At 68.9% G+C, this 23196-nt stretch carries 20 protein-coding genes and 2 pseudogenes; 12 read left to right on the top strand and 10 right to left on the bottom strand.

The genetic code is table 11. The features are described from left to right. Window positions 1-10 precede the first annotated feature (10 nt). Window positions 11-3136: an efflux RND transporter permease subunit gene (locus QRN67_RS01725; protein ID WP_503010843.1), complete on the top strand. Its 3126-nt coding sequence runs from the start codon at window positions 11-13 to the stop codon at window positions 3134-3136. A 12-nt stretch (window positions 3137-3148) separates the two neighbouring features. Here QRN67_RS01725 and QRN67_RS01720 read toward each other — a convergent pair whose 3' ends face one another. Continuing rightward, the gene (locus tag QRN67_RS01720; RefSeq protein ID WP_285410058.1) at window positions 3149-4060 is read right to left on the bottom strand and encodes a LysR family transcriptional regulator; all 912 of its coding nucleotides are present in this window, start codon (window positions 4058-4060) and stop codon (window positions 3149-3151) included. A 92-nt stretch (window positions 4061-4152) separates the two neighbouring features. Here QRN67_RS01720 and tam point away from each other — a divergent pair, with 92 nt between their 5' ends. Next, complete coding sequence (gene tam / locus QRN67_RS01715; protein ID WP_285410057.1) at window positions 4153-4917, top strand: trans-aconitate 2-methyltransferase; 765 nt, start codon at window positions 4153-4155, stop codon at window positions 4915-4917. 19 nt (window positions 4918-4936) lie between these two features. On the opposite strand, the gene QRN67_RS01710 is transcribed toward tam, so the two are convergent. The 3 genes from QRN67_RS01710 to QRN67_RS01700 all read right to left on the bottom strand — a co-directional run bounded on the left by QRN67_RS01710 (window position 4937) and on the right by QRN67_RS01700 (window position 6236). Further along, window positions 4937-5107 (bottom strand): hypothetical protein, encoded by a 171-nt coding sequence (locus QRN67_RS01710; RefSeq protein ID WP_285410056.1) that lies wholly within the window; start codon window positions 5105-5107, stop codon window positions 4937-4939. 6 nt (window positions 5108-5113) lie between these two features. Then, window positions 5114-5317, bottom strand: a complete 204-nt coding sequence (locus tag QRN67_RS01705) for an HAD family hydrolase (RefSeq protein ID WP_285410054.1) — start codon at window positions 5315-5317, stop codon at window positions 5114-5116. A 76-nt stretch (window positions 5318-5393) separates the two neighbouring features. Continuing rightward, window positions 5394-6236 carry an oxidoreductase gene (locus tag QRN67_RS01700; RefSeq protein ID WP_285410053.1) on the bottom strand — a complete coding sequence of 281 codons (843 nt, stop codon included), beginning with the start codon at window positions 6234-6236 and terminating at the stop codon, window positions 5394-5396. Window positions 6237-6393: 157 nt separating this feature from the next. On the opposite strand from QRN67_RS01700, the gene QRN67_RS01695 reads away from it, so the two are divergent. Further along, window positions 6394-7344, top strand: coding sequence for an AraC family transcriptional regulator (locus QRN67_RS01695; protein WP_285410051.1), 951 nt, complete (start codon window positions 6394-6396; stop codon window positions 7342-7344). A 10-nt stretch (window positions 7345-7354) separates the two neighbouring features. On the opposite strand, the gene QRN67_RS01690 is transcribed toward QRN67_RS01695, so the two are convergent. Beyond that, window positions 7355-8335: a tripartite tricarboxylate transporter substrate-binding protein gene (locus QRN67_RS01690; protein WP_081267964.1), complete on the bottom strand. Its 981-nt coding sequence runs from the start codon at window positions 8333-8335 to the stop codon at window positions 7355-7357. 195 nt (window positions 8336-8530) lie between these two features. Here QRN67_RS01690 and QRN67_RS01685 point away from each other — a divergent pair, with 195 nt between their 5' ends. Next, window positions 8531-9088: a MarR family winged helix-turn-helix transcriptional regulator gene (locus QRN67_RS01685; RefSeq protein WP_285410049.1), complete on the top strand. Its 558-nt coding sequence runs from the start codon at window positions 8531-8533 to the stop codon at window positions 9086-9088. Window positions 9089-9102: 14 nt separating this feature from the next. On the opposite strand, the gene QRN67_RS01680 is transcribed toward QRN67_RS01685, so the two are convergent. Both QRN67_RS01680 and QRN67_RS01675 read right to left on the bottom strand, forming a co-directional pair. After that, window positions 9103-9462 carry a FlxA-like family protein gene (locus QRN67_RS01680; RefSeq protein WP_285410047.1) on the bottom strand — a complete coding sequence of 120 codons (360 nt, stop codon included), beginning with the start codon at window positions 9460-9462 and terminating at the stop codon, window positions 9103-9105. Window positions 9463-9534: 72 nt separating this feature from the next. Further along, a complete protein-coding gene (locus QRN67_RS01675) occupies window positions 9535-10137 on the bottom strand; it encodes a DJ-1/PfpI family protein (RefSeq protein ID WP_285410046.1) in 603 nt (200 codons plus the stop codon). Window positions 10138-10227: 90 nt separating this feature from the next. Between QRN67_RS01675 and QRN67_RS01670 the strand changes: the two genes are divergently transcribed. Further along, entirely contained in the window at window positions 10228-11568 is a 1341-nt protein-coding gene (locus tag QRN67_RS01670) for an aminotransferase-like domain-containing protein (protein ID WP_285410044.1), read from the top strand. Window positions 11569-11590: 22 nt separating this feature from the next. Continuing rightward, on the top strand, window positions 11591-12337 hold the full coding sequence (locus tag QRN67_RS01665) for a hypothetical protein (protein ID WP_285410043.1): 747 nt from the start codon (window positions 11591-11593) through the stop codon (window positions 12335-12337). Here the strand turns inward: QRN67_RS01665 and QRN67_RS01660 are convergent. The 3 genes and pseudogenes from QRN67_RS01660 to QRN67_RS01650 form a co-directional block, all read right to left on the bottom strand. After that, a pseudogene (locus QRN67_RS01660) lies at window positions 12220-13101 on the bottom strand (cytochrome c biogenesis CcdA family protein); the annotation flags it as partial. The gene QRN67_RS01665 and the pseudogene QRN67_RS01660 sit on opposite strands and share 118 nt — an antisense overlap. A 43-nt stretch (window positions 13102-13144) precedes the next feature. Beyond that, window positions 13145-13654, bottom strand: coding sequence for a peptide-methionine (R)-S-oxide reductase MsrB (gene msrB, locus QRN67_RS01655; protein WP_285410041.1), 510 nt, complete (start codon window positions 13652-13654; stop codon window positions 13145-13147). A gap of 105 nt (window positions 13655-13759) precedes the next feature. Beyond that, a complete protein-coding gene (locus tag QRN67_RS01650) occupies window positions 13760-14140 on the bottom strand; it encodes an STN domain-containing protein (RefSeq protein ID WP_285410039.1) in 381 nt (126 codons plus the stop codon). Between the two features lie 228 nt (window positions 14141-14368). Between QRN67_RS01650 and QRN67_RS01645 the strand changes: the two genes are divergently transcribed. From QRN67_RS01645 to QRN67_RS01620, 6 genes and pseudogenes are all read left to right on the top strand, one after another. After that, window positions 14369-14926 (top strand): RNA polymerase sigma factor, encoded by a 558-nt coding sequence (locus QRN67_RS01645; protein ID WP_234382352.1) that lies wholly within the window; start codon window positions 14369-14371, stop codon window positions 14924-14926. Continuing rightward, window positions 14923-15975, top strand: coding sequence for a FecR family protein (locus QRN67_RS01640; protein WP_285410035.1), 1053 nt, complete (start codon window positions 14923-14925; stop codon window positions 15973-15975). Before QRN67_RS01645 ends, QRN67_RS01640 begins: the two co-directional genes overlap by 4 nt. A 72-nt stretch (window positions 15976-16047) precedes the next feature. Next, window positions 16048-18582, top strand: coding sequence for a TonB-dependent receptor (locus QRN67_RS01635; protein ID WP_285410033.1), 2535 nt, complete (start codon window positions 16048-16050; stop codon window positions 18580-18582). Window position 18583: 1 nt separating this feature from the next. After that, on the top strand, window positions 18584-20017 hold the full coding sequence (locus tag QRN67_RS01630; protein ID WP_285410032.1) for an MFS transporter: 1434 nt from the start codon (window positions 18584-18586) through the stop codon (window positions 20015-20017). Window positions 20018-20065: 48 nt separating this feature from the next. Beyond that, the gene (locus tag QRN67_RS01625; RefSeq protein ID WP_285410031.1) at window positions 20066-21760 is read left to right on the top strand and encodes a serine hydrolase domain-containing protein; all 1695 of its coding nucleotides are present in this window, start codon (window positions 20066-20068) and stop codon (window positions 21758-21760) included. Further along, window positions 21757-23196, top strand: a pseudogene (locus QRN67_RS01620) (M81 family metallopeptidase); the annotation flags it as partial. The gene QRN67_RS01625 and the pseudogene QRN67_RS01620, both read left to right, overlap by 4 nt.

The following is a 23196-nucleotide window of genomic DNA, read 5'->3' as shown; positions in this document are numbered from 1 at the left end:
ACCCGACGTGATCGCGAATTTCTTCATCCACCGGCCCGTGTTCGCATGGGTCATCGCCATCCTCATCATGCTGGCGGGCGGCGTGGCCATACGCACGCTGCCGGTTTCGCAGTACCCGGACATCGCGCCGCCCACCGTCGTCGTCTCGGCCAACTACCCCGGCGCATCGGCACAGGCCGTGGAAAACAGCGTGACGCAGGTGCTCGAGCAGCAGCTCAAGGGCATCGACGGCCTGCTGTACTTCAAGTCGACGAGCAGCTCGGCCGGCTATGCCGACATCAGCATCACCTTCCGCCAGGGCATCGACCCCGACACCGCGCAGGTGCAGGTGCAGAACAAGGTCAGCCAGGCCACCAGTCGGCTGCCGCAGGCGGTGCAGCAGCAGGGCGTGACGGTCTACAAGTCGCAGAACAACTTCCTGCTGATCGTGGCGCTCTACGACGAGACCGACCGCCGCACCGACACCGACGTGGCCGACTGGATGGCCAGCAACCTGCGCGACCCGGTGAGCCGCGTCGACGGCGTGGGCTCGGTGCAGGCCTTCGGCGCGGCGTATGCGATGCGCATCTGGCTCGACCCGCACCGGCTGGCGAGCTACCAGCTGATGCCGTCGGACATCACCGCCGCCATCACCGCGCAGAACACGCAGGTGTCGGTCGGCGAGATCGGCGCGCGGCCGTCGCCCGCCGGCCAGCAGCTCAACGCGACCGTGACCGCGCTCTCGCGGCTGCAGACGCCCGAGCAGTTCCGCGGCATCGTGCTCAAGACCCAGGCCGACGGCGCCGTGGTGCGCCTGGGCGACGTGGCGCGCGTGGAAATCGGCAACGAGTCGTATGCCGAAACCACGCGCCTGAACGGCCACCCCGCAGCCGGCGCGGCCATCATGCTGGCGCCCGGCGCCAATGCGCTGACCACAGCCAGGGCGGTGAAGGCGCGCATCGCGGAGATGGAGCCCTCGCTGCCCGCCGGCCTGCGCGTGTCCTATGCGGAGGACACCACGCGCTTCGTGAAGATCTCGATCCAGTCGGTGCTCAAGACGCTGCTGGAGGCCATCGCGCTGGTGGTGGTGGTGATGTTCCTGTTCCTGCAGAACTGGCGCGCCACCGTGATCCCGGCCATCACCGTGCCGGTGGTTCTGCTGGGCACCTTCGGCGTGCTCGCGGCCTTCGGCTATTCGATCAACGTGCTCACGCTGTTCGGCATGGTGCTGGCCATCGGCCTGCTGGTGGACGACGCCATCGTGGTGGTGGAGAACGTCGAGCGCGTCATGCACGAGGAAGGGCTCGACGCGAAGGCCGCCACCGTCAAGTCGATGAAGGAGATCACCGGCGCGCTGGTGGGCATTGCGGTGGTGGTGTCGGCGGTGTTCCTGCCGATGACTTTCTTCGGCGGCTCGGTGGGCGTGATCTACCGGCAGTTCTCGGTGACGATCATCGCGTCGATGGCGCTGTCGGTGGTGGTGGCCATCGTGCTGATCCCGGCGCTGTGCGCGCGCTTCCTGAAGCCGGGCGTGCCGCCGCGCACGCGCGGTTTCCTCGGTGCGTTCAACCGGCGCTTCGACGCCGCGCAGGGCCGCTATGTGGGCCTGCTGGGCCGCATGCTGCGCAAGCCGCTGCGCTTCACCGCCGTGTATGCCGCCATCGTGGCGGGCATGGGCCTGCTCTACCTGGGCCTGCCCGGCGGTTTCCTGCCGGAGGAAGACCAGGGCAGCGTGATGGTGCAGGTCTCGCTGCCGGCCGGCGCCACGCAGAGCCGAACCGACGCCGTGAACAGGGCGGTCGAGAAGCACTTCCTGGAAACCGAGAAGGACACCACCGACACCATCTTCACGCTGGCGGGCTGGAGCTATGCCGGCTCGGGGCAGCACACGGGCATGGCCTTCGTCTCGCTCAAGGACTGGTCGCAGCGCAAGGACCCGGAAAAGCGTGCGCACGCCATCGTCGAGCGCGCGAGCGCCGCGCTCTCGAAGCAGCAGCGCGACGCCGAGGTCTACGGCATGGTGCCGCCGCCCATCGAAGGCCTGGGCCAGTCCAACGGCTTCGAGTTCTGGCTGCAGGACACCTCCGGCATGGGCCCCGACAAGCTGGTGCACAAGCGCGAGGCGCTGGTGCGCGACGCCAACAAGGACAGGCGCCTGCAGTCGGTGCGCGCCAACAGCATCGCCAACACGCCGCAGCTGCAGGTCGACATCGACCAGGTCAAGGCGTCGGCGCTGCGGCTGTCGCTGGACGACGTGAACACCACGCTGGGCATTGCCTGGGGCGGCAACTACGTCAACGACTTCATCGACCGCGGCCGCGTGAAGCGCGTGTACGTGCAGGCCGACGCGCCCTACCGCTCGGCACCCGAGGACATGGGCCAGTGGTTCGTGCGCGGCAGCACCGGCGCGATGACGCCGTTCTCGGCCTTCGCCACCACGCGCTGGTCGCAGGGCGCGTCGCAGCTGGAGCGCTACAACGGCCTGCCCGCGGTGCAGATCCAGGGCGCGGCCGCGCAGGGCACGAGCTCCGGCACGGCCATGTCGGCGGTCGAGGCCATCGCCAGGAAGCAGGCGGGCACGGGCCACGCATGGAGCGGGCTCTCCTACCAGGAGCGCCTGTCGGGCGGGCAGGCGCCGCTGCTGTTCGCGGTGTCGATCCTCGTGGTGTTCCTGTGCCTGGCCGCGCTGTACGAAAGCTGGTCGGTGCCGTTCTCGGTGATGCTGGTAATTCCGCTGGGCGTGCTGGGCGCGGTGATTGCCGCGTCGCTGCGCGGGCTGTCGAACGACATCTACTTCCAGGTCGGCCTGCTCGCGACCATCGGGCTGTCGGCCAAGAACGCGATCCTGATCATCGAGTTCGCGGAAGCGGCGCTGCGCCGCGGCGTGCCGCTGCTCGACGCGGTGGCCGAGGGCGCGCGCCTGCGGCTGCGGCCGATCCTGATGACCTCGCTGGCCTTCCTGGCCGGCGTGGTGCCGCTGGCGCTGGCCACGGGCGCGGGCTCCGCGAGCCAGGTGGCCATCGGCACCGGCGTGTTCGGCGGCGTGCTGACGGCCACCGCGCTGGGCATCTTCTTCGTGCCGCTGTTCTACCTGCTGGTGAAGCGGCTGGCGGCGCGCTGGGGCGGCAGCAGGCTGGGGACGAAACAGGCGGCCTGAGCAACCGTGCCGTCAGCGCCGGCGCGGAACGGTCGCCACCGAGGCCTGCGCCTCGATCAGGTCATACAACGCCTGCGCGGCTGGCGAGAGCCGCGCCGTCTTGCGCGTCATCAGCACCAGCGTGCGCGACACCTTGGGCTCCGTGAGCTCGACGATCCGCAGCGTGGGGTAGGCACCTTTCTGCAGCGCAAGCCGCGGCACCACGGCGGCCGCCACGCGCTCGGCGACCAGCCCCACTGCCGTCGAGCTGCGCTGCACTTCGTAGAAGGGCTTCAGGTTGGCGGCGGCCGCGCCCAGCGCCAGGTCGAGCAGCGGCCGGTTCTCGCTCGCATGGCCCGCGAAGATCAGCGGATGCGGCTCCAGCTGCCGCCACGCGATGCGCTTGCGCTGCGCCAGCGGATGCGCTTCGTGGCAGATGAGCACGTATTCGTCCTCGATCAGCGGCACGCTCTGCAGCTCGGGCGCGTGCGCACCCGCCATGCCGATGCCGAACTCGACCTCGCGGTGCAGCACCGCATTCGCCACCGCCGACGACGAGTGGTCCAGTATCTTGATGCGGTTGTGCGGATGCCTGGCCGAATAGGCCTGCATGATGCGCGGCAGGAACTGCACGCCCGCGGTGGGCACGCAGGCGATCGAAACGTCGCCGCGCTCCGCCTTGCCGGTCTCGCGGATCTCGAGCAGCGAATCGGCCAGCTCCACCAGCAGCCGCCGCGCGCGCGGCACGAAGTCGCGGCCGATGGTGGTGAGCGCCACCGAGCGCGTGGTGCGCTCCACCAGCGCCACGCCCAGGAATTCCTCGAGCTTGCGCAGCCGCTGCGTGATGGCGGTCTGCGTGACGTTGAGCGCGCCGGCCGCCGCCTGGAAGCTGCCTTCGTCGGCAATGGCCACGAAAGCCTGGATGCCGAGGATGTCGATCTTCATCAGATTTATGAATCAATGGCCAGAATAAATTCATTTTACGTAGCGCTCCCTGCTCGGCAAACTCGCCGCCAGAACAGCAAAGGAACCCCGCGATGACCTGGTCAGCCAAGCAATATTCAGCCTTCGAAGAAGAACGCACACGCCCCGTGCGCGACCTCGTGGCCGCCCTGCCGCAGCGCGAAGTGCGCAGCGCCGTCGACCTGGGCTGCGGCCCCGGCAACTCCACCGAAGTGCTGGCGCAGCGCTTTCCCGGCGCGCTGGTCAGCGGCATGGACAGCTCCGACGACATGATCCAGGCCGCACGCAAGCGCATGCCCGGCGTGAGCTTCGAGGTGGCCGACATCGCGAGCTGGCGGCCCGCGCAGCCGGTCGACGTGATCCTGGCGAACGCCTCGCTGCAATGGCTGCCCGACCACGCCACGCTCTACCCCCGGCTGGCGCAGCAGCTCGCGCCCGGCGGCAACCTCGCGATCCAGACGCCCGACAACCTCGAAGAACCCGCGCACCGCCTCGCCCGCGAAACAGCGAAAGACCCGCGCTGGGCCGACCGCATCGGCGACGTGCGCCACCCGGCGCGGCACGGCGCCATCGACTACTACGAGATGCTGCAACCGCATTGCAGCCGCGTGGACGTGTGGCGCACCACCTACTACCACCCGCTGGCGGGTGGCGCGCCGGCGGTGGTCGAATGGTTCAAGGGCTCGGCGCTGCGGCCTTACCTTGCGCTGCTCGATGCGGCGCAGCAGGCCGGCTTTCTCGCGAGCTACCTGGCAGCCGTCGCGAAGGCCTATCCGGCGCTGAAGGACGGCAGCGTGCTGCTGCCGTTTCCGCGGCTCTTCATCGTCGCGACGCGCTGACGCGTCTCAAGGCTGGCGCTCACTGCGGCGCCAGGACACCGAACTTGCGCAGATGGGACTTCAGCACGGCGGCTCCACTTCGCCCGTCGTACAGGAAGGCGTGCAGCCCTGCCCAGCGGGCTCCTTCCACATTCTCGAGCCTGTCGTCGATGAACAGCGTCGTGCTTGCATCGGCGCCAACCGCCTTCAATGCTCGCTAGAAGTGGAGCATGCTGGGTTTCGCGGCACCCAGCGCGCATGAGTACAACTCTCCATCGAACATCGACGCATAGCCCAGTTCGGTCGACATGAACCTCGCACGCAGGGCCTGCTGGTTGCTGGCGATGCAGCACCGCTTTCCGCTCGACCTCACAGCGCTTATTGCCTCCTGCACATCGGTGTGCGGCAGGATGGACAGCATGGCTTGGAGAATGGACGGCTCGTGCGCCACGCGATCCCAGGACTTCAGCACATCGAGAAGCGCTTCGTCGAAGCCGTCAGTCGTGGTCCGTCGAGGCCGACAGCGGTTCCCACGCATCGATCTCGCTCGACATGACCGCCAGCTTGTCCCGTACCAACCGGAGCGCGTCCCTGCCGAGCAACAGATGCACTGGCGGGTTCTCGTCGGCCACGATGCGCAGCAAGGCTTGCGCGGCTTTGGCGGGGTCGCCCGCCTGCTTGCCGTCTTTCTCCTGGCGCGCCTTGCGGATCGGTTCGAACAGCGCGTCGTAGTCGGGCAGCGTGCGTTCCGTGCGCACCATCGAACGCCCGGCCCAATCGGTGCGAAAGGAGCCTGGCGCAACCGCGGTCACTTTCACGCCGAAGCCTGCGACTTCCTTGGCCAGCACTTCCGAAATACCTTCGAGCGCGAACTTGCTGCCGCAGTAATACGCGATGCCGGGCATCGTGATGAAGCCGCCCATCGAAGTGATGTTGACGATATGCCCGCTGCGGCGCTCGCGCATTGACGGCAGGACGGCCTTGGTCATGGCTACGGCGCCGAAGACGTTGACGTCGAACTGGCGACGCATCGCATCGAGGCCGGATTCCTCGAGCGTGCCCTCGTGGCCGTAGCCAGCGTTGTTCACGAGTACGTCGATAGGCCCGACCCGTTGCATGACGGCGGCTACAACCGGCTCGATGGCGTCGAAGTCGGTCACGTCGAGCATCACGGCATGGGCGCGGCCGGGGGCGAGTGCTTCGAAGGCGCCGCGCGCAGCCTCGCCTCGCACGGTGCCGACGACGACGTGGCCGTCCGCGAGCGCAGCCCGCGCGAAGGCGTCACCAAAGCCGGAGCTGACGCCGGTGATGAGGAATGTCCTGGAGGAAGATGCAGCCATGTGGGCTCCTTGAGAAATGGATGCCTCATGCTATGAAACGGGGCCTGCAACAGGAATGCCCGTCTCGCTGAGTTGCTTGCCTGAAACTCCAGCCCGCTGGAAAGAGGCGGCCCGATCTGGCAAATTGGCCGCATCGAACACCCCGCCCCCACCCACGATGACCGCGCCTCCGCTCCCGCCATCGGCCATGCAGGCACGCATGGTCGAACTGCTCGGCTCCCTCGCGCCGACGGAAGGCTACAACCTCACCGCCCTGCCCGATGTGCGCTTCCTGCGCTCGAACCGCCCCTTGAGCCGCGCGCCGGTGCTGTATGACCCCGGCATCGTGATCGTCTGCCAGGGCCGCAAGCGCGGCTTTCTCGGCGACGAGGTGTATCTGTACGACGCACAGCACTACCTGGCAGTGTCGGTGCCGGTGCCGTTCTCGATGGAAACGGACGCCACCGCCGAAGAACCTTTGCTGGCCATCTATTTCCGGCTCGACTTCAGCGTGGCCGCCGAGCTCATGCTCCAACTCGACGAACAGGGGCTGGCGGCGCAGGCCGCACCCCGGGGCCTGATGTCCACGCCGATGGACGCCATGCTCGCTCAGTCGGTGCTGCGCTTTCTCGAAGTCATGCGCGTCCCTTTGGAAGCAGTGGTGCTCGGTCCGGCGCTGGTGCGCGAGATCTACTTTCGCGTGCTCACCGGCGAGCAGGGCGCCTCGATGCGCAATGCGCTCACGCGGCAAGGACAGTTCGGCAAGATCGCGAAAGCCATCCGGAAGATCCACGCCTCTTTTGCGGAAGCGCTCGACATCGGTCAACTGGCCGGCGAGGCCGGCATGAGCCCGCAGTCGTTCCATGCGCACTTCAAGACGGTCACGGCCACTTCGCCCATGCAGTACCTCAAGTCGACGCGGCTGCATCAGGCACGGCTGATCATGGCCCGCAGCGAGGTGACTGCAGCCGTGGCCGGTTCGCAAGTCGGCTACGAGAGCGCGTCGCAGTTCAGCCGCGAATTCAAGCGCATGTTCGGACGCGGCCCCGCCGAAGAAGCGGAGCGCATGCGCAAGGCGTTCGCGCTGCCCGACCCGTTGCCCTCATCTGTCTACGTCGCTTCGCACTGACAGCCCGCCCTCAGGGCGAGAAGCCCGAGCGGCGCACCACCGGCTCCCACTGCTGCCTGTAGGCCTTGAGCATCTGCGCGGTCTCGGCCGTCGAGCTGACCACGGGCGTGATGTAGGCCGCCTCGGCCGCCTTCTGCAGCCCCGGATCGCGCATCGCTTCGCGGATGGCGCCGGCCACCAGCTGCACCTTGGCCGGTGACATGGTGCTGGGCGCGAAGAAGGTGTTCCAGCCGTCGGCGTCGATCTTCATGCCGGCCTCGCGGAAGGTCGGAATCGCTGGCGCGAAGCTCGCGCGCTTCTTGCCCGACACCGCCAGGATGCGGATCTTGCCGGCCAGGTGCTGCGCGTAGAGCGAATCCAGCGTATCGATGGCGATCGGCAGCGTGCCGCCGATCAGGTCGGCCGACAACGGCGCCGATCCGCCGTAACCCTTGATCTGCGGCTGCACGCTCAGCGCGTCGCCCACCATCAGGCCGAAGAAGTGAGGCAGGCTGCCGGTCGCGGGCACGCCGAACACGGCCTCTTCCGGATGCGCCCAGAGCCGGCCGACCAGGAACATGGCGCGGTCGAGCTGCAGCTTCTGGCCCACGGCCAGCGCGAAGTCGTAGCTGCTGACCTGCGAGACCGGCACGAAGTCCTTGTCGGGGTCGTAGCCCACGTCCTTGATGACCAGCGGCGCGACCACCATCACGGCGGGGTTGCCGAGCATCAGCACGTTCTGCCCCGCCGGCGTGCGCCGCACTTCCTTGGCCGCGAGCCGTCCGCCCTCGCCCGGCTTGTTCTCGACCGTCACGGCCACGCCGAGCTTGGCGCCCAGCCGCTCCGCAACCAGGCGCGCGATGCGGTCCGTGGTGCCGCCGGCCGCGTAGCCGACCACCAGGGTCAAGGGGCCGTCCAGCGCCTGCTGCGCCTGGACCTGGGCAACGGAAATGCAGGCGGCGAGCCCGAGGCCCCACGCCAAGAGCCTGCGCCTGGAAAAGAATGCAACCATGGGGGTTTCCTGAGAGCGGTGGTCGTGAGCGGTCATGCGCGATGCCGTCGTGGCGAAAATCGCCTGCCGTTCCTGATCGCTGTTTGTGAAAATTTGTGAGCGGTTTATACGCAGGTAACAAACAGTTGATCTAATCCATCACCTGCTTTCGAGGCCGGTGGACCACACAACGCCCAGTACCCTTAACCCATCCGTATGCAAGCCTTTCCCGATGCGGGTTCGTTGCGCGAGCCGCGCTCCCTGGACGACCTGCTGCTCTACAGGTTGTCGCGCGCCATGCGCACCAGCAGCGGCATGGCGACCCGCATGGTCGAGGGCGGCTTCGGCATCACGCGGCGCGAGTGGGGAATGATCGGCACGCTCGCGCAGCGCGGCGAGATGACATCGTCCGCGCTGGCCGCGCACCTGCACCTGGACCGGGTGCGTACCTCGCGCGGGCTGCGCAGTCTCGTCGAGAAGAAACTGGTGGTGCGCCGGCAGGATGCCGAGGACCGGCGCGAGGTTCACGTACGCCTGAGCGCCTCTGGCGAGCAGCTGTACGGCAAGCTGTTCCCGCGCATCGCGGGGCTCAACACCGAACTGCTCGAGGGCATCACGCCCGCGAACCTGGAAATCTTTCTCCAGTGCCTGCGGCACCTGGAGCAGCGCGGCAATGAACTGAGCGCGCAGGGCGTGGTCATGGAAAAGGCCGACCGGCGCTCGGGCGGCACGCGCCACCGCTGGCCCGAGCGGGAGGCCGGCGGCGGCAGCTGAAGGCAGCGGCGGGCTCAGGCCTGCACGTCCACCGTGCCGCCGATGGGAACGCCTTCGGCATTGGTGCGGATGCCGCCGTTCTTCTTGGCGCCGTCCACCGCGTTGGAGACCGATTCCAGCGCCTCCTTCTGGACCTGCGAGGTCCGCAGCATGTTGATCTGCTGCTGCAGCATGAGGACCTGCGCGGCCATCGACTGGAGCTGCATCTGGATCGCCTTGCGCGCTTCGTCAGTGGGCGCCTCGATCAATTCGCCCTGCGTTTCCGCGATCTTCTTCTGCGTGTCGGTGATCTGCCGCTGGATCCTTGCGATCTGGGCGTTCACGTCATTCCCACCGCCGCTCGCGGGAGTCGTCGCTCCAATGGCTGCAACCATGTTTTCCTCCGTCCTTTGTGTGTCGACCAGAGGCTTATCGGCAGCGTGCCGAAAAAATGAAGGCCCGCGTCGTCATTCCGGCAGGTACGGCGCGATGTACCTGAAGGCATTGGCCACGTAGGCCTCTTTCTCGCCCACCGGCGCCACGTAGTGCAGCGCCGCCTCGGCGGCCTCCCGCCCCTCGGCGCGGGCGATGATCCACGCGGCCAGGTAGGGCGAGGCGAAGCAGCCGCCCGCCGTCGCGACATTGCCGCTGGCAAAGAAGGGCTGGTTCAGCACTTCGACGCCGGCCGCCTGCACCCATGGCTTGGTGGTCAGGTCGGTACAGGCCGGCACGCTGCCCAGCAGGCCCAGCTTGGCAAGGATCAGGGTGCCCGAGCACTGCGCCGCGATGAGCTGGCGGCCCGGGTCCAGCGCCAGGCGCTCCATCAGCTCCGCGCTCTCGACCACCTCGCGCGTGCGCACGCCACTGCCGACCACCACCGCCTGCGCCGAGCGCGCCTCCTCGAGCAGCGACTGCGCGCGCACGGTGACGCCGTTCATCGAAGTGACCTCCGGCGTCGGGCAGCAGAGCGTCACGCGCCAGCCGGGCTTCCTGATCCGGTTGAGCACGCCCAGCGCGATGAGCGAGTCGAGTTCGTTGAAGCCGTCGAATGTGAGGATGGCGATGTGCATGGCGTTCTTGTGTGTGCGGGAAAACGGTTTCGTCCATCGTAGGCAAGACGATCAATACAATCAAAAAATTGTCATGCATACATCGCACCGATGGCCGAAGCCCGCTACAAGCAACTGGTCGATGAACTCGCCGCCGAGATACGCGCGGGCCGGTTGAAGCCCGGCACCCGCCTGCCCACGCACCGGCGGCTGGCCGAGCGCCACGGCCTCGCGCTGGTGACGGCGTCGCGCGTCTATGCCGAACTCGAAGCCATGGGCCTGGTCAGCGGCGAGGTCGGCCGCGGCACCTTCGTGCGCGAAGCGACCATTCCCCGCGACAAGGGCATCGACCAGCAGGCCGTGGCGGCAGGCCAGGTCGACCTGAACTTCAACTACCCCTCGCTGCCCGGGCAGGCCGAACTGCTGCGCGGCGCGCTGCGGCAGCTGGCCGCCGGCGGCGAGCTCGACGCGATGCTGCGCTACGCGCCGCACGGCGGCCGCATGCACGAGCGCGCCTGTGTCGCGCGGCATCTCGCGTCACGCGGGCTCGACGCGCTCGACCCGTCGCGCGTGCTGCTGGTCGACGGCGCGCAGCACGGCCTCGCGGTCACGGCCATGGCGCTGCTGCAGCCCGGCGACGTGGTGGCGGTCGATGCCCTCACGTATCCCGGTTTCAAGGTGCTGGCCGAGGCGCACCGGCTGGAACTGACGCCCATCCCGGCATCGGGCGCAGGCCCCGACCTCGACGCGCTGGAGCGCCTGTGCGCGCGCCGCCGCGTGCGTGCCATCTATGCGATGCCGACGCTGCACAACCCGCTGGGCTGGGTGATGGGCACGAGCCGCCGGCGCCGGCTGGCAAGCATCGCCCGCAGGCACGGCCTGCTCGTCATCGAGGACGCGGCCTACGCCTTCCTGGCCGACGATCCGCAAGACATGCCGCCGCCACCGCTGGCCACGTTGCTGCCCGAATCGACCGTGTACGTCTCGGGGCTGTCGAAGAACGTGGCGACCGGGCTGCGCGTGGGTTTCGTCGTTGCGCCGCAGGCCTGGGTGCCGAAGATCGAACGCGCCATCCGGGCCACGACCTGGTGCACGCCCGGCGTGACAACGGCCATTGCCTGCGCATGGCTGGAAGACGGCACCGTCGAGCGGCTCGAATCTGAAAAGCGGCACGACGCCGCGGTGCGCCAGGCCATCGTCGACGAAACGCTCGCGGGCATGCGCTTCGTGCGCCATCCGTCGTCGTACTTCGTGTGGCTGCCCTTGCCCGAGGAAACGCGCGCCGATCACGTCGCGGCGGCGCTGATGCGCGAAGGCATCTCGGTATCGACGGCCGAGCCCTTCGCCACGTCGAAACACGTGCCGCATGCGCTGCGGCTGGCGCTGGGCTCCGTCGGGCTGCCGAGCTTGCGCAGTGCGCTGCTGACGGTGCGGCGGGTGGTTGGCGAGTAGCCGGCGTCACTACACTGCCCCGATGTCCACCGCCCAGTCGCCACGCAGCGTACGAGACCGCCTGACTGCCTGCTACCGCAGCGGCGACGCCATGCGCAGCCGCAGCGTGAGCGACCTGGTGCTGACGGGCACGCTCGACGTGCCCATGCCTCCCGCGCGCCTGACCGCGGACTGGGAGCGCGAGATCTCCACGCAGCTTGCGCTGGAGCCCGGCGACGTCGAGCAATTGCCGCTGGCGCGCGCACGCACGCGCTGGCCGGACTACAGGCAATGCGCGCAGGCCGCGACGGACTGGACAGAGGCACTCGGACTGCCCGGCGTGCTCGCCGCGAGCGACGTCGCGCTCATGGCTTGCCGCGGCGCGCGGTATCACCACGACGGCGCGCAATACGGCGGCGCGGCCTTCTGCAATCTCTTCATGAGCGAAGACAAGGGTCTCGACCTGCACTTTCCCTGTGCGGACGTTCGAATTCCGCTGGTGCGCGGCACGGCGGTGGTCTTCGATACCGGCCAGCCGCATGCCGTGATTCCGCGCGGCGGCAGCAACGGTTTCGATGCAGCCGCCTTCCCGCCCGAACGCGATTGCACGCTGGTGTTCCTGACGTGGGAGCTGCCGATCGAAGACGCGCTCGTGGGCAAGGCGCTTCAGATCGCCTTCGACGTCGATCCTTCGGCTGCCTCGCTGCTCGACGAAGAACAGGTCTTGGTGAACGGCGCGCCGGCGGCGCTTTGCCCGTCGTCAGGCCGGTGGCTCGTGGGCACCGGCTGAGTCCCGACCGGCGGGCCGGGCTTCTTCGGGCGCACCTTGTCGATCAGCCTCTGCTCCACCGACGAGGTGCCCGACACCGACAGTTGTGCGAGCACGCCGGTGTCCAGCCCCAGGGCGATGGCCGCGACGCCGCACAACAGCGCCGCGCCGATGCCGCGGCGGATCCATTCGCCCGCGCCCAGCGATTTCTTCATGGCCCTGAACAGGCGCCCGCCGACCAGCAGCGCACACGCCAGTGAAGTCGCCGCGCCCGCTGCGTAGGCCAGCAAAAGCAGCGAGGTCTGCGCGCTCGCACCGCCCAGTGCCGCGCCGGTCAGCACCAGGCCGAGGATCGGCCCGGCGCAAGGCGCCCACAGCAGTCCCGTGGCCACGCCCAGCAGTACCGATGCGACGAAGGACGAGCGCCCGCCTTGCCCCGCGCTGCCGTTGCCGCCGGCCGTTGCCGACAGCCGCTCGCCCCAGTTCACCAGCGGCCGGGCGAGCCGTTGCGCCAGTTGCGGAAAAAGAAGCGTGACGCCGAACAGCGCCATCAGCACGATCGCTGCCATCCGCCCGTACTGGTTGGCCTCCACCGCCCAGCCACCGCCCACCGCGGCCAGCGACGCCACGCCGGCGAAGGTGAGCGCCATGCCGAGCAGCAGCGGCAGGCCGCCCTTGAGAAAAGGCCGGTCGCCGCGCGCGAACACGAAGGGAAGCACCGGAAGAATGCAGGGGCTGAGGATGGTCAGCACCCCGCCGAGATAGGCGACGGCGAACAGAAGCATGGGGCGGGCCGTTCAGGCGAGCAAGCGATGAGCAATCAAGCGATCACGCAGCGCCCGGGTTGAACTTCATGGCCACGCCGTTCATGCAGTAGCGCAGGCCGGTCGGCTTGGGTCCGTCGTCGAACACATGGCCCAGGTGGCCGCCGCAGCGGCTGCAGTGCACCTCGGTGCGCGTCATGCCGGCGGTGGTGTCGACCTTCTGGCCGACGGCATCGGGCAGCGGCTGCCAGAAGCTGGGCCAGCCGGTCCTGCTGTCGAACTTTGTCTTCGACGAGAAAGCCTCGAGCGAGCAGCCCGCGCAGGCGAAGCGGCCTTCGCGGTGCTCGTCGTTCAGCGGGCTCGAGTAGGGCCGCTCGGTGCCTTCCTGGCGCAGCACGGCGTACTGGTTGGGCGTGAGGAGCTTGCGCCACTCGGCATCGGTGCGGGTGATCGCGAACTTTCCGGGTTCGGCGGCGTGCGCCAGGCCGGCGCTCCAGCCAAGGCCATTGAAAAGCGCCAGGCCGAGCGTCGATGAGCCGGCCTTGAGAACGAAACGGCGTCCGTGGTGGTTCATGGCAGATCCTTGGAGTGATGACCCTTGAATACGCGGCATCGGCATGTCTGCGCATCCGCGCCCCATGCAGCGTAGTTCGGTCGCTCCCGCGCGAAAGTTACGCCGTCACTGTTTCTTTTCGGCGGCGCCGGCCGCCGCAGCCGCGGTGGGCGCCGGCGCGATGAGCACCATCGCCCCGTCCTGCCCCCGCCGTATGCGCAGCCGCGTGCCGTCCAGCAGGCGCTCCAGCGCCGCGTCGGGCGCGATCCTGCCCTTGACGCCGCGCGTCGACAGGCCCTTCACGTCTTCCATCTTGTAGATCAGCTGCACGCCCGACTGCGCGATGTAGACGTCCAGCGCGGGCCGCAGTTCGCCGCCGCCGACGTCGAAGTCCCGCGCGTTGGCCCATGCGAGGCCCCCGATCAGTGCGCATCCGAGGCCTAAGGCGAGGTGCCGCCTGGCCATTGCGGCGCGAAGGATGGGGTTCTGCCTCCCGATTCGATTCATGTCTTTGTATTTCCAGCGAGCTGTTTTTTCTCGTACTCCCATGAGACGAGCGCGCGCGCGCTTTCCGGTAACGCCGCGCCCCATTTCAGTGCTCCTAGAATTCGCGCCGCATCGCGCGTTACCGGAAATCTTCTGGCCGTTCGTCTCAGTGTGTGTCGCCATTCCCGGCGACGCGCCGTATCCCCATCCGGCCATTTTTCCAGGAGCGCTTTTTTGGTTCTCAGTGACTTGGACAACTGGTTCGTCAGCGAAGTGCTGCCGATGGAGGCGGCGCTCACGCGTTTCCTTCGCCGCAACTGGCGCGACGAAGCCGAAGTACCCGACCTGCGCCAGGATGTCTATGTGCGCATCTACGAATCCGCCGCCAAAGCCGTGCCCGAACTGGTGAAGCCCTTTGTCTTCGCCACGGCCCGCAACCTGTTGATCGACCGCGCGCGGCGCGCGCAGATCGTGTCGATCGAAATCATTGCCGACCTCGACGCGCTCGATTTCTCGGCCGACGAGCTCACGCCCGAGCGCCATGCCGCGGGCCGCGGCGAGCTGCGGCTGCTGCAGACGGCGCTCGACGCCCTGCCGCCCAAGTGCCGCCGCGTGGTGGAGCTGCGTAAGATCGACGGCCTGCCCCAGCGCGACGTCGCCATCTTGCTCGGCATCACCGAGGACACGGTCGAGCGGCAGGTGTCGCGCGGCGTGCGCGCGCTGGCAGACGCCATGCTCTCCAGCGGCGTGCAGCTCGACACCAAGGCTTTCGGCCGGGCACAGAACGAAAAGAAGCTTTCACCATGACCGAAGCCGAACGCATCGAATCCGCAGCCGCCGACTGGCTGGCGCGCCGCGACAGCGGCAGCTGGACCGACACCGACCAGCAGCAGCTCGACGCCTGGATTGCCGAGTCCGTCGCGCACCGCATCGCGTGGCTGCGGCTGTCCAGCGTCTGGGAGCGCGCCGACCGGCTCGGCGCCCTGCGCACGCCGGCGGCACCTGCGGCCGCTGCGGCGGCGCCCGGGGTCATTCCCATCCCGCTGCCGGCAACCGCGCCCGCGCGCCCCGGCGCTCGTGGGCACCGCGCGTTTCAGCTGCCGCGTTTTTCAACCCAGCGCATCGCGGCCAGCATGCTGATCGCGGCCGCCGGCTGCAGCTGGCTGGGCTGGAAGTACACGCAGGACTGGCGCAGCGAGCACTACGCCACCGCCGTGGGCGCGCGCCAGTCGGTCTCGCTGCCCGACGGCTCGGTGCTCACGCTGAACACCGCCACCCACCTGCGCACTGTCGTGAATGCCAGCGGACGCAAGGTGTGGCTCGAAGACGGCGAGGCCTACTTCGACATCGCGCACGACAAGGCGCACCCCTTCGTGGTGATCGCCGGCGACCGCCGCATCACCGTGCTGGGCACGCGCTTCGTGGTGCGGCGCGACGGCGAACAGGTGAACGTGGTGGTCGAGGAAGGCCGCGTGCAGATCGCATCGGCCAGCAGCGACCGCGGCACCGACAAGAGCGCGAAGAGCGGCGAGCCCACCGTGCTCGTGCGCAACCAGGCGGCTGTTGCCAGCGCGAACAACGTGCTGGTGATCTCGAAGGCGCCGAAGCAGATCGACGACGAATTGAGCTGGCGCAAGGGCAAGCTGGTGTTCGACCAGACCTCGCTGGGCGACGCGGCCGCGCAGTTCAACCGCTACAACACGCGCAAGCTGGTGATCGCCGATCCCGCGCTCGCGCGCATCCGCATCGGCGGCAGCTTCGATGCCAACAACATGGGCGGCTTCGTGGCATTGCTGAAGCAGGGCTTCGGCCTATCGGTGCAGGAAAGCGGCAACGAAACAAGAATTTCAAACTAGCTTATTACCGGAATGTGACCGGGCATTCGTCTCAGTGAATACCGAACAAAGCCACACTGGAGACCGACACCCATGACCCGAATCGAGCAAGCCGCAAGCCTGCCCTCCAAGAAAAAGAAGCAGCAGAAAAAAAACAGGCCGGCGGGCCTTCCGGTGGCGATCCGCCACTGGGTCATCGGCGGCACGTGCGCACTGATGACAGGGCTGCCCGCGATGGCACAGGCACAGCCGCAGGTCCAGGCGCAGCAGGTCTTCGACGTGGGTGCCGGCGACCTGAAGGCGGCGCTCGACGCCTACATCGCGCAGGGCGGCGTGCAGCTGCTCTACAAGGTCGACGACGTGAAGGGCATGGTCACGCGCGGCGTGAAGGGCGCGCTGCCACCGCAGGAGGCGCTGTCGCGCATTCTCGAAGGCACGCCGCTGCTCACGCGCCGCGGCGACGACGGCGCGATCGTGATCTACACCGCCGCGCCCGTCGTGGCGAAGCCGACCACCGACGAGCCCCAGTCGCTCGACAGCGTCACCGTCACGGCCACGCGCCGCCGCGAGCCGGTGCGCGAGGTGCCGATGCAGGTCAACGTGATGAAGGCCGAGACGCTGGAGCGCGCCGGCGCCAAGAACCTCGCCGACTACGTGGCCGAGCAGCCGGGCGTGAACATGACGAGCAGCGGCAGCGTGGGCGGCATCCTGACCATGCGCGGGCTGACCACCGGCCCGGTGCAGGGCATTGCCACTGTCGGCGTGTATGTGGACGACGTGGCCACGGGGCTGAGCTCGTCCGGCGCGCTCGCCGGCTTCACGCCGCTGGACATGGGCATGCTCGACCTGAACCACATCGAGGTGCTGCGCGGCCCGCAAGGCACGCTGTACGGCGCCGGCGCCATGAGCGGCGTGCTCAAGTACGTGACCAACCAGCCCGACACGATGGAGTTCGCGGGCTCGGTGAAATTCGGCACCTCGTGGACGCAGGGCGGCGGCCCGGGCTTCACGACCGGCGCGGTGCTCAACGTGCCGCTGAAGGAAGACGTGGCGGCCGTGCGCTTCGCCGCCTTCACCGACCAGCTCGGCGGCAGCTATGACGCGTCCGGCCCGGCACGGGGCCGCAACGTCGACCGCGGCCATACCGACGGCGGCCGGGTCTCGGTGCTGCTGACGCCCACCAGGGAACTCACGGTGCGCCTGACGGGCACCGTGCAGGACGTGAAGCGCCAGGGCCTGGGCTTCGAGGACATCGACAGGCGCACCCTTCGCCCGTGGGGCCTCGACCGCACACGCCAGCTGTCGTCCCGCGAGCCCTACACCAACAAGACGCAGCTGTTCGGCCTGGACGTGGAGTACGACTTCGGCTGGGCGCGCCTGAACTCGATCACCTCCGCGCAGGACGTGAAGATCACCAACTCCGTCGACCTCACCGCCCTCTATGCGCCGGCGCTCGCCGCGCTGCGCCTGTCGGCCGCCTCGGCGCCGCTGGCCAGCGCCGTGGAGCAGCACCGCGTGAGCCAGGAGTTCCGCCTGACCTCGCGCTCCGGCACCACCATCGAGTGGCTCGCCGGCATCTACCTGAACCGCGAACGCGGCGCCAACGACGGCACCCTCAGCGCGAACCTCAACGGCGGGCTGGGCAGCAAGACCTTCCTCGCGTCGACGCAGTCTTCGCGCTACCGCGAGGAGGCCTTCTATGGCGACGTCACCTGGAACGCGACGCCCGCGCTGTCGTTCACCGGCGGCATGCGGCTGGCGCGCAACAACCAGCGCTACGCCAGCAAGCAGTCGGGCACGCTGGTCGGGCCGGTCGATGCCAACGCCAGCGGCACTTCGTCGGAAAGCCCCACCACCTACCTCGCCGCGGCCAAGTACACGCTGTCGGAGACCAGCAACGTCTACTTCCGTACAGCCAGCGGCTACCGCCCCGGCGGCCCGAACGTGCTGAAGGCCGACACCGACCGCAGGATCGTGCAGCCGATGTACAAGTCGGACTCGCTGTGGAGCTACGAGCTCGGCTACAAGGCCGACCTGCTGGACCGCAAGCTGTCGCTGGAAGCCGCGCTCTACGACATCGAATGGCGCGACGTGCAGCAGCCCACCAGGAGCGGCGGCTTCGTGTTCGTCACCAACGCCGGCGGCGCCCGCGTCAAGGGCGGTGAGCTCACGCTCGCCTGGAAGCCCAGCAAGGAATGGCGCTTCACAGCCAACGCCGCGCTCATCGACGCGCGCCTCACCGAAGACGCCAAGGGCCTGGACGCCAAGGCGGGCACCCGCCTGCCCCAGACGCCGCGCTTCGCGACCACGCTGGGCGTGACGCGCAACTTCAGCATTGCCGAGCACCCGGCCTACTTCGGCGTCAGCGCACGCTATACCGGCAAGCGCGACGCGGGCTACGCCGGCAGCTCGACCATTCCGAGCATCAAGATGCCGGCCTACACGCTGGTCGACCTGCAGGCGGGCATCGACTTCCAGCGCTTCAGCCTCTCGGCCTATGTGCGCAACCTGACGAACAAGCGCGGCTTCCTGTCGATCGACACCGGCCTGACGGCGAACCCGAACCTGGTGCAGGCGGCACTGGCGCCTTCACGCACCGTCGGCCTGGCCGTCAACGTTCCCTTCTGAGATGTCAAGCATCAATCCGCTGGCGGCCGCGTTGCCGCCGGATGCGGCGAGCCCCGCCGCGCCCGGAACGGCTCGAAAAGCACCGGCCAGCGCCTGGTATGCGCTGGCGGTGCTGGTCATCGCGACCGTGCTGGGCTCGATCGACAAGGTCATCCTCACGCTGCTGACGGAGCCGATGCGCATTGCGCTGTCGCTCTCCGACACGCAACTGGGCCTGCTGCAGGGCGCGGGCATCGTGCTGTTCACCGGCATCGCCACGCTGCCGCTGGGCTGGCTCAGCGACCGCTACGACAGGCGCGTGGTGCTGGCCGCCTGCGTGCTGCTGTGGAGCGCCGCCACGGCCATGCGCGGCACCGCCATGGACTACGGCGTGCTGTTCATCGCCTCCATCGGCCTGGGTGTGGGCGAAGCGGGCCTCGGCCCGATCACCAACAGCATGATCCCCGACCTGTTCCCGCGCGCGCAGCGGGTGCTGGCCAACGCGGTGTTCGCGCTCTCGGCCATCTTCGGCAGCGCCTTGGGCGCCCTGCTGGGCGGCACCGTGGTGCACCTGACGGACGACCTGCGGCACTGGCTGCCCGCATCGATGCAGCAGCTGGAGGCATGGCGGCTGACCTTCTTCGTGATGGCCTCCGCCGGCATCCCGGTGACGCTGCTGGTGCTGTCGATCCGCCGGACCCGGCGCGGGGGCGCGCAGCCCGCTTCTCCAGCGGCTGGCGCCATGCCCGCAGCCGCACCCGCCGCCATTCAAGCCGCTGCCGGCGATGTTGACGATGCCATCAGCACCATCAGCTTCCGCGACCACCTGCGCCAGCACTGGCGCACCTTCGCGGGCCTGGTCATCGGCGCGGGCCTGGCGAGCATCGGCATGAGCTCCATCGGCACCTGGCTGCCGATCATGGCGGCGCGCCAGTACGGCGTCACCCCGGCGCAGATGGGGCAAGGCATGGGCATCGCCTTTCTGTGCGGCACGGTGATCGGCGGCCTGCTGGGCGTGGCGGCGATGCGCTACGTGCAGCCCCGCATGGGGCCGGCGGCCGCGCTGCGCATCATCATGCTGGGCAACCTCACGGCCGCGCTGCTGTCGTCGCTGCTGCTCTTCACGCGCTCGGCGACCGACGCCTTCACGCTGCTGGCGCTGCTGGTCGTGCCGCTCATCAGCGGCGCGGTGCTGCTGCCCAACGTGCTGCAGGACGCGGCGCCGCCGCACCTGCGCGCCCGCACCATCGCGCTGCTCTCCGTGGCCGGCCTGCCGTTCGGCGTGGTGGGGCCGCTGGTGGTCGGCATGTTGTCGGACGCCCTCAAGTCGGTGCCCAACGGGCTGGCGGTGGCCATCGTCGCCACGACCTTGATCGGCGGCGTCATGGGCGCCATGGTGCTGCGCGCCACCGAAGGCCCGTTCGTACGCCTGATGCGTGCGGCGCGGCCCACCTGAGCCCGCCCGGCTTTCTTATTTCTTCCCTCCCTCTTTCGTCGTCCTTCCATGCCACAACAACCCTCGCCTTCATTACCTGACACCCCATCTTCGCCAGCCGCCGCGGAGGCCGCAGCGCTGGCCGCCATCGACGCACTGGTGGCGCCTTTCAGCCGCAGCGACGCGCCCGGCATGGTCATCGGCATCGCGCGCAACGGCCGCCTGCTGTACCGCCGCGCCGTCGGCATGGCCAGCCTGGAAATGGGCGTGGCCAACACGCCGGCCACGCGCATGCGCATCGCCTCCACCAGCAAGCACTTCACGGCAATGGCCATCCTGCTGCTGGCGGAAGACGGCCTGCTCGACATCGACGACGCGGTGCACAAGCACCTGCCCGAGATGCCGCGGCTGAGCGCCAACGGCCCCACGCTGCGCCACCTGATGACCCACACTGGCGGCTGGCGCGCCCATGACGAGCTGTGGGCCATGGCGCACGGCCTCACCTTCACGCAGCCCGGCCCGGGGCTGCCCGCGATGGTCCGCCAGAGCGAGCTGAACTTCGAGCCCGGCACGCAGATGGTCTACAGCAACGGCGGCTACTTCCTGCTGGCGAAGATCATCGAGCGCGTGAGCGGACAGAGCTACGGCGACTTCCTGAAGGCGCGCCTGTTCGGGCCGCTGGGCATGCCCGACACCGCATCGGTCGCGACCGATCTCGACGTGGTTCCCGGCCTGGCCGGCCTCTACATCGCGTCGCCGCGCGGCGGATGGCAACGCGGCCTGTACCCGTGCGAGCTCGACGGCGGCGGCTCGCTGGTGTCGACGGTGGACGACATGCTGCGCTGGCTCGCGCACATGCGCAGCAGCGAGAAGATCGTGGGCAGCCCGCAGAGCTGGGCCATGCTGTCGGAACCCACCACGCTGTCGTCGGGCTCGAAGGTGAGCTACGGCTTCGGGCTCGCGCGCCATCCCTACCGCGGGGTGGAGATCGTCCACCACGCGGGCGCGGTGCTCGGCGCCCAGTCGCAGATGCTCAGCGTGCCCAGCCACGGGCTGGACATCATCGTCATGGTGAACGGCGCCCCGGTGGCGCCGTCGCCGCTGGCCCTCAAGGTGGTGGAGCTGCTGCTGGGCGACGCGCTGCAGCCGCCTGAAGTGCGCCCCCAGGCCAGCGCCTTCCCCGCGCTCGTCGGCCAGAACTACCACGAGCCGTCCACCGGCAGCGTGATGGGCTTTTCCGATGTCTCGGGCAGGCTTTGCATGTCGTGGCAGGCCGGCGATGCAAGGCCGATGCACCAAGGCGAAGGCAAGCTGTGGCTGGGCCTGCAGGACCTGCCGCTCAACGACCTTGTGCTCGACGCCAGCGACATCGATCCGCAACGCGCGCCCGACACGCTGGTGCTGCACGAAGGCGGCCAGCCGCGCCGCTTCGAGCGCATTGCAGCGGCCGCGCCCGAGCTCGCCACGCTGGCAGAACAGCTGTGCGGCGACTACACCAGCCCCGACCTGGACGCCACCGCGCAGGTGGCGCTCGACGGCGGCCGGCTGCTGCTCACGGTGCACGGCAGCCACGGCCAGCACGTCTGTGCCCTGACGCCGCTGTCGGCCGACGTGATGACGCTCGTCTCGACCGACCCGGTGCTGGGCCAGATGGGCAAGTCGGTCCTCACCGTGGAGCGCAAGGAAGGCCGGGTCGCGGGACTGCGGCTGAGCACCCTGCGCACCCGCAACATCCAACTCGCACGCCAGGAGCCACGCGCATGAAGTTCTTCACCACCCTCTTCGCCACCGAAACCAACACCTTCGTCTCCGCCCCCACCGGGCTGGGCAGCTTCGAGGAATACGGCATCTTCCACGGCGACTCCAGCACGCGCGACGCATCCGGCTACGGCATGTTCGCGGTGGAAGTGCGCAAGCAACTGGCGGCCGAAGGCCACGAGCTGGTCGAGAGCCTGCTGGCCTTCGCGCAGCCGCTGGGGCGCACCGTGCGCCCCGTGTACGAAAGCCTGCGCGACGAGATCCTGCACGACCTGCGCAAGGCCGGCCCGGTGGACGGCGTGATCCTGGTGCTGCACGGCGCCATGGTGGCCGACGGCTACGACGACTGCGAAGGCGACCTGATCTCGCGCGTGCGCGCCATCGTCGGCCCGAAGGTCACCATCGGCGTGTCGCTCGACCTGCACTGCCACTTCACGCAGCAGATGCTGACCGAGTCGGACGTGATCATCTGCTACAAGGAATATCCGCACACCGACGCGCTGGACCGCCTGCAGGAGCTGGTCCGCATCGTGGTGGACACCGCGCAGGGCCGCGTGCAGCCGGTCACCGCCGTGCACGACTGCCGCATGGTGGGCAAGTGGCACACCACGCGCGAACCCATGGCCGGCTTCGTGCGCCGCATGGAAGCCTGCGAGAAGCTGCCCGGCGTGCTGTCGGTATCGCTGGGCCATGGCTTCCCCTGGGCCGACGTGCCCGAGTCCGGCGCCAAGCTGTGGGTGGTGACGGACAACGACCCCGCGCTGGCCGCCAGGCTGGCCGACGAACTGGGCCGCGAGTTCTGGGCGCTGCGCCACCAGACCGGCGTGCCTTCGCTCTCCATCGACGAGACGCTGGAGCGGGCCATGGCCACGCAAGGCGGCCCGGTGGTGATTGCCGACACCGCCGACAACGCCGGCGGCGGCGCCACCAGCGACAGCACCTTCGTGCTGCGCGCACTGCTCGAGCGCGGCATCGGCAACGTGGCCTTCGGCGGCGTCTGGGACCTGGGCGCGGTGCAGCTGTGCCGCGACGCGGGCGTCGGCGCCAGCTTCGAGCTGCGGCTGGGCGGCAAGTGCGGCCCGGCCTCGGGCGACCCGATCGACCTGCACGTGACCGTCAAGGCCGTGCGGGAAGCGCATTCGCAACGCGGCCTCGTGCCCGGCAACCACACGCCCATGGGCCCCTGCGTGTGGGTGCAGGCCGCGAACGGCGTGGACATCGTGCTCATCAGCAAGCGCAACCAGGTCATCGGCTCCGACCTGTTCACTGGCCTGGGCATCGACCTGGCGGCCAAGAAGCTGGTGGTGGTGAAGTCGGCGCAGCACTTCCATGCGGAGTTCGGGCCGATCGCCAAGTCGGTGCTGTACGTGTCGACGCCGGCCGCGCTGAGCACCGACTTCGCCAACCTGCCGTACCGCGTGCGCGACCTCGACTACTGGCCG

This window comes from Variovorax sp. efr-133-TYG-130 (assembly GCF_030208835.1).
Taxonomy (GTDB): Bacteria; Pseudomonadota; Gammaproteobacteria; order Burkholderiales; family Burkholderiaceae_C; genus Variovorax.
This window is presented reverse-complemented; position numbering and strand designations above follow the sequence as displayed.

Excerpts from the sequence above, each read along its gene's own strand:
- QRN67_RS01720 (WP_285410058.1), bottom strand. The coding sequence starts at position 4,060 with ATGAAGATCGACATCCTCGGCATCCAGGCTTTCGTGGCCATTGCCGAC.
- tam (WP_285410057.1), top strand. The coding sequence starts at position 4,153 with ATGACCTGGTCAGCCAAGCAATATTCAGCCTTCGAAGAAGAACGCACA.
- QRN67_RS01705 (WP_285410054.1), bottom strand. The coding sequence starts at position 5,317 with ATGCTGTCCATCCTGCCGCACACCGATGTGCAGGAGGCAATAAGCGCT.
- QRN67_RS01700 (WP_285410053.1), bottom strand. The coding sequence starts at position 6,236 with ATGGCTGCATCTTCCTCCAGGACATTCCTCATCACCGGCGTCAGCTCC.
- QRN67_RS01695 (WP_285410051.1), top strand. The coding sequence starts at position 6,394 with ATGACCGCGCCTCCGCTCCCGCCATCGGCCATGCAGGCACGCATGGTC.
- QRN67_RS01690 (WP_081267964.1), bottom strand. The coding sequence starts at position 8,335 with ATGGTTGCATTCTTTTCCAGGCGCAGGCTCTTGGCGTGGGGCCTCGGG.
- QRN67_RS01685 (WP_285410049.1), top strand. The coding sequence starts at position 8,531 with ATGCAAGCCTTTCCCGATGCGGGTTCGTTGCGCGAGCCGCGCTCCCTG.
- QRN67_RS01680 (WP_285410047.1), bottom strand. The coding sequence starts at position 9,462 with ATGGTTGCAGCCATTGGAGCGACGACTCCCGCGAGCGGCGGTGGGAAT.
- QRN67_RS01675 (WP_285410046.1), bottom strand. The coding sequence starts at position 10,137 with ATGCACATCGCCATCCTCACATTCGACGGCTTCAACGAACTCGACTCG.
- QRN67_RS01670 (WP_285410044.1), top strand. The coding sequence starts at position 10,228 with ATGGCCGAAGCCCGCTACAAGCAACTGGTCGATGAACTCGCCGCCGAG.
- QRN67_RS01665 (WP_285410043.1), top strand. The coding sequence starts at position 11,591 with ATGTCCACCGCCCAGTCGCCACGCAGCGTACGAGACCGCCTGACTGCC.
- msrB (WP_285410041.1), bottom strand. The coding sequence starts at position 13,654 with ATGAACCACCACGGACGCCGTTTCGTTCTCAAGGCCGGCTCATCGACG.
- QRN67_RS01650 (WP_285410039.1), bottom strand. The coding sequence starts at position 14,140 with ATGAATCGAATCGGGAGGCAGAACCCCATCCTTCGCGCCGCAATGGCC.
- QRN67_RS01640 (WP_285410035.1), top strand. The coding sequence starts at position 14,923 with ATGACCGAAGCCGAACGCATCGAATCCGCAGCCGCCGACTGGCTGGCG.
- QRN67_RS01635 (WP_285410033.1), top strand. The coding sequence starts at position 16,048 with ATGACCCGAATCGAGCAAGCCGCAAGCCTGCCCTCCAAGAAAAAGAAG.
- QRN67_RS01630 (WP_285410032.1), top strand. The coding sequence starts at position 18,584 with ATGTCAAGCATCAATCCGCTGGCGGCCGCGTTGCCGCCGGATGCGGCG.
- QRN67_RS01625 (WP_285410031.1), top strand. The coding sequence starts at position 20,066 with ATGCCACAACAACCCTCGCCTTCATTACCTGACACCCCATCTTCGCCA.